Origin of the sequence: Actinobacillus genomosp. 1 (assembly GCF_029774175.1) — a bacterium.
Lineage (GTDB): Bacteria > Pseudomonadota > Gammaproteobacteria > Enterobacterales > Pasteurellaceae > Actinobacillus.
The window spans coordinates 1,006,939-1,020,785 of sequence record NZ_CP103834.1 but is presented as its reverse complement, the minus strand read 5'-3'; the positions used below and the strand labels follow the sequence as shown (position 1 = coordinate 1,020,785).

11 protein-coding genes are annotated in these 13,847 nt (G+C 41.7%); 6 read left to right on the top strand and 5 right to left on the bottom strand.

The features are described 5' to 3' along the window. Positions 1–166: 166 nt before the first annotated feature. The 4 genes from hemW to queF all read left to right on the top strand — a co-directional run bounded on the left by hemW (position 167) and on the right by queF (position 3,346). Positions 167–1,324: a radical SAM family heme chaperone HemW gene (gene hemW, locus NYR63_RS04615; protein ID WP_279458400.1), complete on the top strand. Its 1,158-nt coding sequence runs from the start codon at positions 167–169 to the stop codon at positions 1,322–1,324. A gap of 74 nt (positions 1,325–1,398) precedes the next feature. After that, complete coding sequence (gene bcp / locus NYR63_RS04610) at positions 1,399–1,869, top strand: thioredoxin-dependent thiol peroxidase (RefSeq protein ID WP_005604491.1); 471 nt, start codon at positions 1,399–1,401, stop codon at positions 1,867–1,869. Continuing rightward, positions 1,869–2,417 (top strand): D-glycero-beta-D-manno-heptose 1,7-bisphosphate 7-phosphatase, encoded by a 549-nt coding sequence (gene gmhB / locus NYR63_RS04605; RefSeq protein WP_279458536.1) that lies wholly within the window; start codon positions 1,869–1,871, stop codon positions 2,415–2,417. The genes bcp and gmhB overlap by 1 nt, the downstream gene beginning before the upstream one ends. 89 nt (positions 2,418–2,506) lie before the next feature. Beyond that, complete coding sequence (queF, locus tag NYR63_RS04600) at positions 2,507–3,346, top strand: NADPH-dependent 7-cyano-7-deazaguanine reductase QueF (RefSeq protein ID WP_279458399.1); 840 nt, start codon at positions 2,507–2,509, stop codon at positions 3,344–3,346. A 45-nt stretch (positions 3,347–3,391) separates the two neighbouring features. Here queF and trmJ read toward each other — a convergent pair whose 3' ends face one another. Next, positions 3,392–4,123 carry a tRNA (cytosine(32)/uridine(32)-2'-O)-methyltransferase TrmJ gene (gene trmJ / locus NYR63_RS04595; RefSeq protein WP_279458398.1) on the bottom strand — a complete coding sequence of 244 codons (732 nt, stop codon included), beginning with the start codon at positions 4,121–4,123 and terminating at the stop codon, positions 3,392–3,394. Positions 4,124–4,327: 204 nt separating this feature from the next. Between trmJ and pntA the strand changes: the two genes are divergently transcribed. Then, a complete protein-coding gene (gene pntA / locus NYR63_RS04590) occupies positions 4,328–5,866 on the top strand; it encodes a Re/Si-specific NAD(P)(+) transhydrogenase subunit alpha (RefSeq protein WP_279458397.1) in 1,539 nt (512 codons plus the stop codon). A 10-nt stretch (positions 5,867–5,876) separates the two neighbouring features. Continuing rightward, complete coding sequence (gene pntB, locus NYR63_RS04585; RefSeq protein WP_279458396.1) at positions 5,877–7,325, top strand: Re/Si-specific NAD(P)(+) transhydrogenase subunit beta; 1,449 nt, start codon at positions 5,877–5,879, stop codon at positions 7,323–7,325. A gap of 78 nt (positions 7,326–7,403) precedes the next feature. On the opposite strand, the gene NYR63_RS04580 is transcribed toward pntB, so the two are convergent. The 4 genes from NYR63_RS04580 to NYR63_RS04565 are packed head-to-tail and all read right to left on the bottom strand — an operon-like array spanning position 7,404 to position 13,747. Continuing rightward, the gene (locus tag NYR63_RS04580) at positions 7,404–8,798 is read right to left on the bottom strand and encodes a TolC family protein (RefSeq protein WP_279458395.1); all 1,395 of its coding nucleotides are present in this window, start codon (positions 8,796–8,798) and stop codon (positions 7,404–7,406) included. Between the two features lie 16 nt (positions 8,799–8,814). Continuing rightward, a complete protein-coding gene (locus NYR63_RS04575) occupies positions 8,815–9,939 on the bottom strand; it encodes an ABC transporter permease (protein WP_279458394.1) in 1,125 nt (374 codons plus the stop codon). A gap of 1 nt (position 9,940) precedes the next feature. Then, positions 9,941–12,682 (bottom strand): ribosome-associated ATPase/putative transporter RbbA, encoded by a 2,742-nt coding sequence (rbbA, locus tag NYR63_RS04570; RefSeq protein ID WP_279458393.1) that lies wholly within the window; start codon positions 12,680–12,682, stop codon positions 9,941–9,943. A 3-nt stretch (positions 12,683–12,685) separates the two neighbouring features. Continuing rightward, positions 12,686–13,747 (bottom strand): HlyD family secretion protein, encoded by a 1,062-nt coding sequence (locus tag NYR63_RS04565; protein WP_279458392.1) that lies wholly within the window; start codon positions 13,745–13,747, stop codon positions 12,686–12,688. Positions 13,748–13,847 lie beyond the last annotated feature (100 nt).

Genomic DNA, 13,847 nt, shown 5'->3' with positions numbered 1-13,847 from the left:
TAAAATCAAAATTAACTCTAAAAATGGATTGAATCTATCATAACAAGTTATAAATAGGGGTAAAGCCGATAATGTTAGATTTGTGATCTCTCTCACAGAAAACTTTTCTTTCCTGTTTACGGACTTTTCGTTATCATCATTTTTATTTAATCATAGTAGTTAGAACGTGAATTTAACCCTTCCTCCCTTAAGTCTTTATATCCATATTCCGTGGTGCGTGCAAAAATGTCCGTACTGCGATTTTAATTCACATGCACAAAAAGGTGTGATTCCGGAAGCGGAATATATTCAACATTTACTTGCAGATTTATCACAAGATTTGACCGCTTATCAGGCGGCAATCGGTGAGCGCAAAATTCATTCGATTTTTATTGGCGGCGGCACACCAAGTCTGTTTTCGGCAGAGGGAATTGCTTATCTGTTGGCGGAAGTCGAAAAGCGTATTCCGTTTGAAGAGAATATTGAAATTACCCTAGAGGCGAATCCCGGTACGGCGGAAGCGGAACGTTTTCTTGGTTATGCACAGGGGGGAGTAACACGTATTTCGATGGGGATCCAAAGTTTCGAGCCGGAAAAACTGCTCAAACTTGGGCGTATTCACGACTCGAATGAGGCAAAACAAGCGGTCATTTTTGCGAAAAATTCTGCAAAATCGGGGCTGCAAAGTTTTAATATAGATTTAATGCACGGCTTACCCAATCAATCAGTGGCACAAGCGCTGGAGGATTTACGTCAAGGTATTGCACTCGCACCGCCGCATTTGTCGTGGTATCAATTAACTATTGAACCGAACACGATGTTTTATTATCGCCAGCCGACTTTACCGGACGATGATGAATTATGGGATATTTTCGAGCAAGGCCATCAGTTACTCACCGCTGCCGGTTATGAGCAGTATGAAACCTCGGCGTATGCGAAAAAAGGTTATCAATGTCGTCATAATCTCAATTATTGGCGTTTTGGCGACTATTTGGCGATTGGTTGCGGAGCGCACGGTAAGATTAGTTATCCGACCGGCGAAATTTACCGCTTCAGCAAAACCAAACATCCGAAAGGCTATATGCGAGGCGAATATCGCTACAGCCAAGATTTGATTGAGCTTGCTGATCGTCCGTTTGAATTTTTTATGAATCGTTTCCGTTTACTGGAAGCAACCCCGAAACAAGAATTTGAGTTCTACACCGGTCTTGATCGTGAAATCGTTAGACCAACGATGGATTGGGCATTAAGAAAAAATTACATCACGGAAACCGAAAAATATTGGCAGATCACCCAGCACGGTAAGCTATTTTTAAATGAATTATTGGAAGGTTTTTTAGAATAGCTTTTGCAAAAAAATTCAAAGATTTGACCGCTTGTAGTAGAATACAAGCGGTCTTTTTTTAGGAATTTTTTGCAATGAATACACTTAAAGCAGGTGAGCAAGCACCTCAATTTACTTTGTTAGATCAGCACGAACAACCGGTTTCACTTAGCCAATTTGCCGGTAAAAAAGTGCTGGTTTATTTTTATCCGAAAGCCTTAACCCCAGGCTGCACTACACAAGCTTGCGGCTTACGTGACAGTAAGTCGGAATTAGAGGAATTAAATGTGGTGGTGTTAGGCATTAGCCCGGATTTACCGAAAAAATTAGCGCAATTTGTCGAGAAAAAAGCACTGAATTTCACGCTATTGTCTGATGCGGATCACCAAGTTGCCGAAGCATTCGGTGTATGGGGCGAGAAAAAATTTATGGGCAGAACCTATGACGGCATTCACCGCATCAGTTTTTTAGTGAATGAACAGGGCGTGATCGAACAGGTATTCGATAAATTCAAAACCGGTGAGCATCATCAAATGGTGGTCGATTTTGTAAAAGGAACGAAATGATGGCGAATAAAGCGATATTTTTAGATCGTGACGGCACGATCAATATTGATCACGGTTATGTACATCAAATTGACGATTTTCAATTTATTGAGGGTGTCGGCAAGGCGTTAAAGCAGCTACAAGATAAAGGTTATCTATTGGTATTGGTCACCAATCAATCCGGTATTGCGCGCGGTTATTTTAGCGAAGAACAATTTAATCAATTAACAGAGTGGATGGATTGGTCGCTAGATGAAGATTACGGGGTTGTGTTAGACGGTATTTATTATTGTCCGCATCATCCGGAGGGCAAAGGCGAATATAAAGAAGATTGCGATTGCCGCAAACCGAAAGCCGGAATGTTCACGCAAGCGATTGCCGATTTAAATATTGATCCAACACAATCGTATATGGTCGGCGATAAATTAGAAGATCTATTAGCGGCTGAGGCTGCCGGCGTGAAAACAAAAGTGTTAGTGCGTACCGGTAAAGCGGTTACCGCAGAAGGCGAAGCGAAAGCCGATTTGGTATTAGACAGTTTAGTGGATTTAGTCCGTTATATTAAATAGTCTATTTACCACAGAATACACGGAAAACACAGAATATAAGTAATCATTTCAATGTGTTAATTATTTTATAGAATCAAAAGTTTGAAAAGATGAACTACAACGATAAATCATTATCTGCTCTGAAATTAGGGCAAAAAACTGAATATAAAAGCGAGTATGATCCTACGCTTTTACAGCCTGTTCCACGTAAATTAAACCGTGACGGTTTAGGGATTACCGAACAACAACCGTTTGATCGAGGTGCAGATGTTTGGACCTGTTATGAATTGTCTTGGTTAAACGAAAACGGTTTACCACAGGTAGCGATTGCGGATGTAGCGATTGATTTTCGCAGTGAAAATTTAATCGAATCAAAAAGTTTTAAGCTCTATCTAAACAGCTTTAACCAAACCAAATTTGCCTCATTGGAACAAGTGGAACAAACATTGGCTAAAGACCTAAGCCAATGTGCAAGCGGTCAAGTTTCGGTAAAAGTTTACAAGTTATCCGCTTACACCCAGCAACCGATTGTTGATTTTGCCGGTGAATGTATTGATGAACAAGATATTCAAATTGACAGTTACGAATTTTCTAACGAGCATTTAGCAAGAGTGGCAGAGGGGGAAGTGGTTAAGGAAACTTTAGTCAGCCATTTGCTGAAATCAAACTGTTTGATTACCTCGCAACCGGACTGGGGTAGTGTGCAAATTCACTATGTCGGCAAAAAATTAAATCGAGAGAAATTATTACGCTATTTAGTGTCATTCCGTGAACATAATGAGTTCCACGAACAATGCGTAGAGCGAATTTTTACCGACCTTATGCAATTTGCACAGCCGGAAAAACTGACGGTCTATGCACGTTATACCCGCCGAGGCGGTTTAGACATTAACCCATTCCGCTCAAATTTTGAGTCTGTTCCGCAAAATTTGAGAATGGCAAGGCAGTAAGAAAAATGCCCCAGAAAATCGAGAACGATATTTTGGGGCTTTTTTCTATTTATTTCCTATTTGCTTTTCAACCGAAGTTAGCATTCCTCTTAATAAATTCAACTCGTTGGTTTCAAGTTCGGCACGTTGGTATAAGCGGCGGAGCTTGAGCATTACCGCATCATTGCGAATAAAGCCTAATTGTTTATAAAGTCTCTCAGTGTGATTAAAGAAATGTTCCAAAGCTTCAGTATTCGGGTAATCCTTTTCTTCCACAAGCGGTCGAATTTGCGGATTTTTTTGCAAATCCAACCACGCCATACGCACTTCGTAACTTGCCAGCTGGACCGCCATCGCTAAATTTAACGAACCATAGTCAGGATTGGTCGGAAAGTTTAAATGATAATGGCATTTTAGTAATTCTTCGTTAGTTAATCCGACTCGTTCCCGACCAAATACAATCGCCACTTTGCCTTTTTCGGCACGTTCAACCGCCAATTTACCGCAATCCCTCGGCTCAATAAGAGTATTTTGTAGATGACGTAATCGAGCGCTGGTGCCTATTACTAATTGGCAATCTGCAACCGCTTGTTCAAATGAGTCAAAAATTTGAGCGTTATCCAGCACATCTTTTGCGCCGGCGGCAAGAGCTTGAGCTTGTTCGTCAATCGGATTAAGCGGAGTAACTAAACGTAAATTTGAAAGCCCCATAGTTTTCATTGCACGGGCAGCGGAGCCAATATTAGCGGGCAGGGAGGTTTCAACTAAGATAATCTGGATTTGGTCTAAAATATTCATTCTATTCTATAAATAAGAAATTTTGTAAGATTTTAGCAGATTTGAGTCAAACTGAAAATTCGCAAAATTCTGTCAAACAATTAAATTGATAAGTCGATTTTTTTACAAATTTTTCCGATTTAATGATACATTTAGGCGAGTTTTTTAAAACGAAGTGGGTTATCATCATAGCCCGATTATAAACATAACCATACAGGAGTCTTTATGCTTATTGGTGTACCAAGAGAGCTGTTAGACGGTGAAACACGTGTGGCGGCAACGCCAAAAACCGTTGAACAGATCAAAAAGCTCGGCTTTGATGTGCTCGTTGAACACAATGCAGGTTTTAAAGCGAGTTTTGAGGACAACGCATTTGTGAATGCAGGTGCGACTGTCGGCACGCAACAAGAGGTTTGGAATTCAGATATTATTTTTAAAGTGAATGCGCCGACCGATGCTGAAATCGCCCTTATTAAAGAAGGCGCAACGCTAGTGAGTTTTATTTGGCCTGCACAAAATCCGCAATTAATGGAAAAATTGCAAGCTAAGAAAATCAATGTATTAGCAATGGACGCTGTGCCTCGTATTTCGCGTGCGCAAGCGCTTGATGCATTGAGTTCAATGGCGAATATTTCCGGTTATCGTGCGGTTATCGAAGCGGCGAATGCGTTCGGTAGCTTCTTTACCGGTCAAATTACTGCGGCAGGTAAAGTACCGCCGGCGAAAGTGTTGGTTATCGGTGCGGGTGTTGCCGGTTTAGCGGCAATCGGTGCGGCAAACAGCTTAGGTGCGATTGTTCGTGCGTTTGACTCTCGTCCGGAAGTAAAAGAACAAGTTAAATCTATGGGGGCAGACTTCTTAGAAATCGATTTCGAAGAAGAAGGCGGCTCAGGCGACGGTTATGCAAAAGTAATGTCGGAAGAGTTTAACCGTCGTGCAATGGAACTTTACGCCGAACAAGCGAAAGAAGTGGATATTATTATCACCACGGCAGCGATTCCGGGTAAAGCGGCACCTCGTTTGATCACTAAAGAAATGGTCGATTCAATGAAACCGGGTTCGGTGGTTGTCGATTTAGCGGCGGCAACCGGCGGTAACTGTGAATATACTAAAGCAGGTAAAGTCTTTGTTACTAAAAATCAAGTAAAAGTTATCGGCTATACGGATTTCCCAGCACGTTTACCAACTCAATCTTCACAACTTTACGGTACAAACTTAGTTAATTTACTTAAATTACTTGCACCGAATAAAGACGGTCAAATCGATATTAACTTTGAAGACGTGGTATTACGCGGAGTAACCGTGGTACGCGACGGCGAATTAACTTGGCCGGCTCCACCGATTCAAGTTTCTGCTCAACCGCAAAAACAAGCGGCTGCGGCACCGATTGAGAAAAAAGAAGAAAAACCGACCGATCCACGTGTTAAATACGGTGTAATGGCAGGTGTCGGAGCATTATTCTTGTGGTTAGCCTCTGTAGCACCGGCGGCATTCTTATCACACTTTACCGTATTCGTATTGGCCTGTGTGGTGGGGTATTATGTGGTTTGGAACGTTAGTCACGCATTACATACGCCGTTAATGGCGGTAACCAATGCGATTTCCGGCATTATCATTGTCGGTGCGGTATTACAAATTTCACAACCGACCGGTAATTTCTTTGTGGATATTCTTGCGTTTATTGCGATCTTAGTCGCAAGCATTAATATCTTCGGCGGTTTCAAAGTCACGCAACGTATGCTTGCGATGTTTAGAAAAGGTTAAGGAGAAACTCATGTCTTTTGGATTTGTAACAGCTGCATATATTATTGCTGCGATTCTCTTTATTATGAGTTTAGCAGGGCTTTCTAAACACGAAACGGCAAAAGCGGGTTGTTGGTACGGTATCGTCGGTATGACAATTGCGTTAATCGCAACCATTTTCGGCCCGCAATCGCAAGGTACGCTTTGGATCTTAATCGCCATGGCAATCGGTGGCTTTATCGGTGTGAGAAAAGCCGTAAAAGTTGAAATGACGGAAATGCCGGAATTAGTGGCGATTCTACACAGCTTTGTAGGTTTAGCTGCGGTATTAGTCGGTTTTAACAGCTATGGTTTACACGTAGATGCGATTCCGCCAGCAAATTTAGATGAAGTGGCATTAGCGGCATTCCATGCAGAACAAGCAACACTGGCTAACATTCATAACGTTGAAGTGTTCCTTGGTATCTTTATCGGTGCGGTGACTTTCTCAGGCTCATTAGTCGCATTCGGTAAATTAAGCGGCAAATTATTCGGTCGCAAAGTGTCTTCAGCGGCATTAAATATTCCGCATAAACACAAATGGAACTTAGCGGCATTAATCGTTTCTGCGTTATTAATGATCGTATTCCTAAATCATCCTGAGAATATTTTCCCTGTGTTGATTATGACGGTAATTGCATTAGTGTTCGGTTGGCACTTAGTATCATCTATCGGTGGTGCGGATATGCCGGTAGTGGTTTCAATGTTGAACTCATATTCAGGTTGGGCGGCAGCGGCAGCCGGTTTTATGCTAAGCAATGACTTGTTAATTGTAACCGGTGCGTTAGTAGGTTCATCAGGTGCGATTCTTTCTTACATTATGTGTAAAGCGATGAACCGCTCATTTATCAGCGTGATTGCAGGTGGCTTCGGTACAGAAGTTAAAGCAAGCTCAGGTGATGAAGAACAAGGCGAACACCGTGAAACTACTGCGGAAGAAGTGGCGGAAATGTTGAAAAATGCAAGTTCTGTGATCATCACGCCGGGATACGGTATGGCTGTGGCACAAGCACAATATCCGGTAGCGGAAATCACCGCAAAATTACGTGAGAAAGGTGTTAATGTGCGTTTTGGTATTCACCCTGTTGCAGGACGTTTACCGGGTCATATGAACGTATTACTTGCAGAAGCGAAAGTACCTTACGATGTGGTACTTGAAATGGATGAAATCAATGATGATTTCGAAGAAACCGATGTAGTATTGGTTATCGGTGCAAACGACACGGTAAACCCGGCGGCATTAGATGATCCGTCAAGCCCAATCGCAGGTATGCCGGTATTAGAAGTGTGGAAAGCACAAAACGTTATCGTATTCAAACGTTCAATGGCGGTTGGTTACGCAGGTGTTCAAAACCCACTGTTCTTTAAAGAAAATACCCAAATGTTATTCGGTGATGCGAAAGAGCGTGTGGATGACATTTTAAGAGCATTAAATAGCTAATCCAGCGACAATAAAAAAAGAGATCTTCGGATCTCTTTTTTGTTTTGTATTTATTGTTCCGTTCGAAATGTATAGATTCTACCAACCACCCCCAATCGATTTATATAAACGAATCAAATTTTGTGCTTGTGAGAGTTGTGATTGAATCAACTTTTCTTGTGCGCTATATGCGGCAATTTTAGCACGAAGTGCCACATCTAACGTTTTATCGCCATATTTAAACAGTTTTTCCGAATCAATCGCTTGCTTATTGGCTTGTTGGTAATACTTTTGTAACAGGTGATTCTGATTATTTAACGCATATTGTTGTTGATAGGCGGAATCCACTTCGGCTAAAGCGGTTAAAAGCGTTTTGTCATATTGAATTAAAGCGGCTTTTAAACTTGCTTGCGCAGCTTCAATATTAGCGGCGATTCTACCATTGGTAAAAATAGGCAATTGTACTCCGAGACTTGCCAATCCGGCTAAAGACGAGATATTACCTAAGTCTTGATCCAGTTTTAAATAGCCGCCTTGACCTTGAAAAGTAATATCAAAACGAGGGTAAAGATCCGCTTGTTTAGCGGCTAAATTCGCTACTTGTGCTTGCACTTGTTGCTTTGCCGCTCGTAAATCGGGGCGATGATCGAGTAAGCTGCTAGGCTGCGTACCGCTTGGCGTATTCGGTATTTTAATTAAAGCATTACGGTTTTTTTGTAACCGGAAAGCTTGCGGAGCTTTACCGATTAAAATAGCGATATTTCGCTGAAATTCGTCCGCTTGTGCGGATAATGTCGCTTGTTTGGCTTGTATTGCGCTGATTTGTCCGTCAATTTCATTCAGTTCATAAGCAGTGGCTTGACCTGCGTTAAATCGTCCTTGGATATAACGTTTAAGCGCTTGCAGAGCAGTAAGTTGCTGCGTGAGATTATTATTCTGCTTGTCGGTAGCGATTATACGAAAATAGTTATTGGCAATTTCGCCGGTAATCAGCATTTGAGCGGCATAAATTTGTTCTTGTTGCGCCAATGCAAGTGAGGTCGCTTTATCCGCTTCACTTTGTTTTTTGCCGAAGAAATCAAGTTCCCAAGATAAATTAATACCGCCATAAATATCGGATATTTGTTTACGGTCGGGATTAACTCTATCTAAATTTACATCACTAACGCCGGCACCTGTTGAACCGCTCGCACCAATATTAATGCCTTGGTCGGCTTGTCTATAATCTGCATAGGCTTGCGTTTCGGCAAGGCGAGCTTGCGCGAGTTTAATATCTAAATTGTGTTGCAGCCCTTGCTCAATTAATGCGGTGAGTTGCGGATCTTGCCAGTTTTGCCACCATTGGCGGATATTTGTCACCTTATTAGCCGTATTGGCATATTCGAATTGTGCAGGTAATTCAATATCGGACTGCAATTTGGCAACGTCTTGGTTGTGACAAGCGGTTAAAATTAAGCAAAAAATTGCAAAGGAGGCATATTTCTCAATCTTCATAGTTGTTCCTATATCCTTATCCCTGTTTGGAGAGCATTGATTTAAATTGATAGAGGGCAAGGCTTAAAAACAGAGCTCCCACCATTGCCATTTTAGCTAAATAGTGCCATACCATATCAAGACCCGCACCACGAAATAGCACGTCTTGAGCGTAAGCGCCAAGCATGGTGACAGGAGAAAGTTGGGTTAGATTTTGTGCGAGCTGAGGCATATTTTCCAGTGGTGACATTGAACCGGACAATAAATAGAGAACGAGGTAAATCGGCATACAGAGTAGTCCGAATTGTGGCATTGTCGGCGCAAACACAGCGAGTAAAATACCTAATGAAGCAATGGAAAACAGAAAAATTGCTGCTCCTAAGATGAAAATAGCAATTTGCTGATTTGCCAGCGGCGTACCTAATATGCCTGCGACTACGATTTTTAAAGAAAAGCCGGCGGTTACTAATAATACCAAACCATTAGCAAGAATTTTAGCCGTCATAATTTCACTGGCACGTACGGGCATTACCAATAAATGTTCTAGTGTACCTCGTTCCCGTTCTCGAATCACTGCCGAACCCGCTAAAAGTAGAGTTAGAAGCGTTAAATTACCGACAATTTGTACCGTTCCCATAAACCATTCGCTTGAATGGTTAGGGTTATATAAAACATTAGCGACCACATTTATGGGAGCTTGTAACGCACTTATGCCAAGAAACTGCTGAATTTCTCGATTAAAAATTTGTGTAATATAAGAAGAACCGATATTCGCTTGTGTCATTGCGGTGGCATCGACTAAAAGTTGTAAATGCGGTGACTTACCGCTTGAGAGATCTCGTTGGAAATTAGCAGGGATTTCGACTACAAACGTAAATTTACCGTTATCCATTAGATATTCGACTTGGTCGGCTTTTACCTCTTCAACGGTTTTGAAGTAGGGAGGAATCAGAGCATCTTGCAAGCGATACGACAGTGTAGAGTGATCATAATCGACAATAGCAACGGAACCGTTTTTGACATCCGTCATACCTTGCTTAGCAATCGTCAATATGGCAGCGGAAAACATATAGATAATCATCGCCACCAATACTTTATCACTAAAGAGGCTTTTAAATTCTTTGGCTGAAAGAAATGCCACATTTTTGAACCAACGTAACATATTACTTTTCCTGTTTTTTTAATGCCAAAGTGGCAAGTGTGAGGTAAACAAAATAAATGAGAGCTAGAGCGAAATAACTCTGCTCAAATTGAGTAAAACTTAATCCTTTAGTAAAACCGCCTAAGCTGATTTGTTGAAACCATGCTCCCGGGAAGATTTTAGAAACCAGTTGAACACTAGCGTCCAGCCGTGAAACAGGATACATCACACCGGAAAAATTAACCGACGGGATCATTGATACAATTGCCGCTACAAAAATTGCAGCGACTTGTGATTTCACAAAACTTGAAACGAGCAAACCAAAACCGGTGGATGCGCAGATGCCTAACAATACACCCAAAAACATTGCCGGAATTGAGCCTTTAATCGGAACACCAAATACTATTATTGCGGTGAGCACCAACACTAAATAGCTTACAAAGGCTAAAACGATATAAGGTAGTTGCTTGCCAAGTAAAAACTGAAAAGGCGAAGCCGGCGAGCCGTATAGATTCATAATAGAACCAATCTCTTTTTCACGCACTACACTTAGTGCGGTCATCATCGTTGGGATCATCACCATGGCTAACATAATAATGCCCGGCGTCATTGCAAAAATACTTTTGAAATCTTGGTTATAAACCATTCTTGGCTCAATCAGATTATTTTGCGTGATAGTAAAACCCGCTTGTTTTTGCATATCTTTTACATATTGTAAGATAACACCGGTGGCCGAACCTTTTAAATTTTCTGCAGTGGAAGGGAAAGCCCCGTCAATAAACAAGCCTAGTTCCGGTTGTTGTCGGCGGAGTAGATTCCGTCCGAAGTGTGCCGGAATTTCTAAAACAACACGTACTTTACCGGCTTGTAGGACGGAGCTAATTTCATCGATCGAATATAAATTCTCTTGCAAGATGAAGTAACGTGAGCCTCGAAAACTTTCAATTAATTTACGACTTTCCGAACTATTATCGTGATCTAATACTGCCATTTTTAACGGATTAATATCGAAGGAAATACTGGAACCCATTGCCAACAACATAATCAGCGGCCCGAGTAATGCGAATAATAAGCGGATTTTATCTCGGAGTAATTCTTTACTTTCTCGTAAAGCAAAGGTGGTGATAACAGAAAAGTAATGGGTAAATTTTTGCCAAAATTTGGCCGCTTGTACTGGTTCTTCTTGAATTTCCTGCACTTCGTTGGATTCGGTTGGCATTGTGATGTCGTCCGCCTGTTCTTCTAAATATTTAATGAAGGCTTGTTCTAATGTGGAGGATTGTTTTTCAAGGCGTAACGCTTCAGGCGAACCAACCGCTAAAACTTTGCCTCGGTGCATAAGAGAAATCCGATCGCAACGTGCCGCTTCATTCATAAAATGGGTGGTGACGAAAATGGTGATGTGATCTTCACGTGAAAGTTTAATCAAATAGGACCAAAACATATCGCGAGCGGCAGGATCCACACCTGATGTAGGTTCGTCTAGAATCAAGACTTCAGGTTTGTGTAAGCAGGCGGCAGCGAGTTGTAATCGTTGGCGAATCCCCAGCGGTAAATCGGCCGGTGTATATTCTGCCGTCTCTAATAAATCAAATTGCGTTAATGCCGCTTGGATTCTGCTTAACCATTCATCTTTCGGCAGTTGATAAAGTTTAGCGTGTAGTGCAAGGTTTTCTTTGACACTCAACTCTTCATACAACGAAAAGGCTTGCGACATATAGCCTACCCGTTTACGAGTATCAATATCGCCGGCATTGATAGGCTGACCTAACAATGTCGCCTCGCCTTCGGTAGGATCTAGTAGGCCGGTTAGCATTTTCATTGTAGTGGATTTACCGCAACCGTTTGAACCGAGGAAGCCAAAGATTTCACCTTTGGCAATCTCAAAACTGACATTATCTACAGAAATAAAATCACCGAATTTTTTGGTTAAATTTTTAGCAATAATAACGGGCGGTTCATTCGGTGAATATTGGAATGGCGGAATTTCAATACCGTTTTCCGCTCCTCGTTTTTCCCGCGGTAATAATTTGATATATGCCTGTTCAAGATTTTGTACTTGCATTTCTGCAATGAGTTGTTGAGTGGGTTTATGCGCAATAATTTTGCCGTTATCCATCGCTAAAACGTGCGCAAAATTTTCGGCTTCATCAATATAAGCGGTTGCAACAATTACCGTCATTTCAGGCGATTCGGCACGTAATTCTTTTACTAATTGCCAAAATTGGCGGCGAGAAAGCGGATCTACGCCGGTAGTCGGTTCATCTAAAATCAGTAAATCCGGATTGTGTACTAAAGCACAGCATAAACTAAGCTTTTGTTTCATACCGCCAGATAATTTTCCTGCGGGACGATCGGCAAAGGGTAATAAGCCGGTCGCTTTAAGTAAACGTTGGATTTTAGCTCGTCGTTGTAACGGAGAAAGACCGAAGAGGCGCGCATGAAAATCGACGTTATCGTAAATCGACAACGTGAGATAGAGATTTTTGCCTAAACCTTGCGGCATAAAGGCGATTTTGTGAGTAAGAGCTTTACGTTCGGCTTGGTTCGCGATATTTTGACCAAAGACGGTAATAGACCCGTGTTGTAGGATTTTTACACCTGCAATGAGTGATAAGAGGGTTGATTTGCCCACGCCGTCAGGACCGATTAACCCAACGGTTGTACCTTTTTCCAGTTCAAAAGAAATCTGTTCGAGTGCCGCTTTTTTGCCGTAAAAATGGCTGACGTTTTCTAGGCGTAGGGCAATAGTTTTCGATTGCATAATTTAATTATCGCTTGGCAGTTTAATAGCTAAATCGTCCGACCAACTTGCTTGCGCATCATATTTGACATAACCCATTGCAGTCATTCCACCTTTAAGCAGGTTTTTATGTTGTATAGCAATATCCGTTGGAATTTGTAATTTGATTTTAAACATTAACTTGCTTCGCTCCTCACTGGTTTCTACCGATTTCGGCGTGAATTGCGCTTCCGAAGCTACAAAGACCACTTTAGCGGGAAACACAAAATCAGAACCGTCAATTTTGATACGGGCTTCATCATTTAAGCGGACTAAATTGGATTGATGGGCGGGCAGAAATACATTGAGATAAACGGTTGAAGGGTCGAGTAAACTGACGACTTTTCCACCAATGCCAACTACAGAACCCAACGTAGCGATTTTATATTCAATACGACCGTCTAATGGGGCTCTGATTAACATATCATCGTTTTGTGAGTCGGCTTGTTCAGCGAATGCTTTCGCTTGATTTACCGTAGCTTCGGCTTGCGAGATGGTTGCTTGCGCTTGTGTTATTGTCGCTTGAGCTTCCGCCTTAGCCGCTTTAGCCGTTTCTACGGCTGCGAGTGACGCTTTGTAATTAGCTTGACGACGTTCTAATTCGCTGCTTGAAATTAAATTATCATGGTACAAATTTTTCGCATTACTCAATTCTAATTTAGCGATATTGGCTTTTTGCTGTTGGGCCGCGATTTCTGCATTTGCACGGCTGACCGCTTCTGTCGCTCGGCGTTTTTGTGCTTGAGCATTATTCACAGAGGCTTCGGCTGCCGCAATTTGTGCTTGAGCGGAATTAACTTGGCTTTGCGACTGGCTGGATGAAAGACGCACAAGCGGTTGATTTTTTCTCACTTCTTGTCCTTCTTGAATATAAATTTCCTCTACTCGTCCGGCATAAAGAGAAGCAATATCAAGACGCTCCACTTCTATACGTCCATTAACGCTGGCGATGCCTTGCAACCCATTATCGGTAGGCCAATTTTTTTGTAAAAAATAACTTCCGGCTAATGCGGCGGCAATTAAAATGGCAATGGCAAATTTTTTCATAGAATTTCTCTTGCTTAAAAAGTATGTAAAAAATTCTAAAAAAATGACCGCTTATCTGCAATCAATAATAATCAATATAATGTTGCTTAAGCCGACAAAA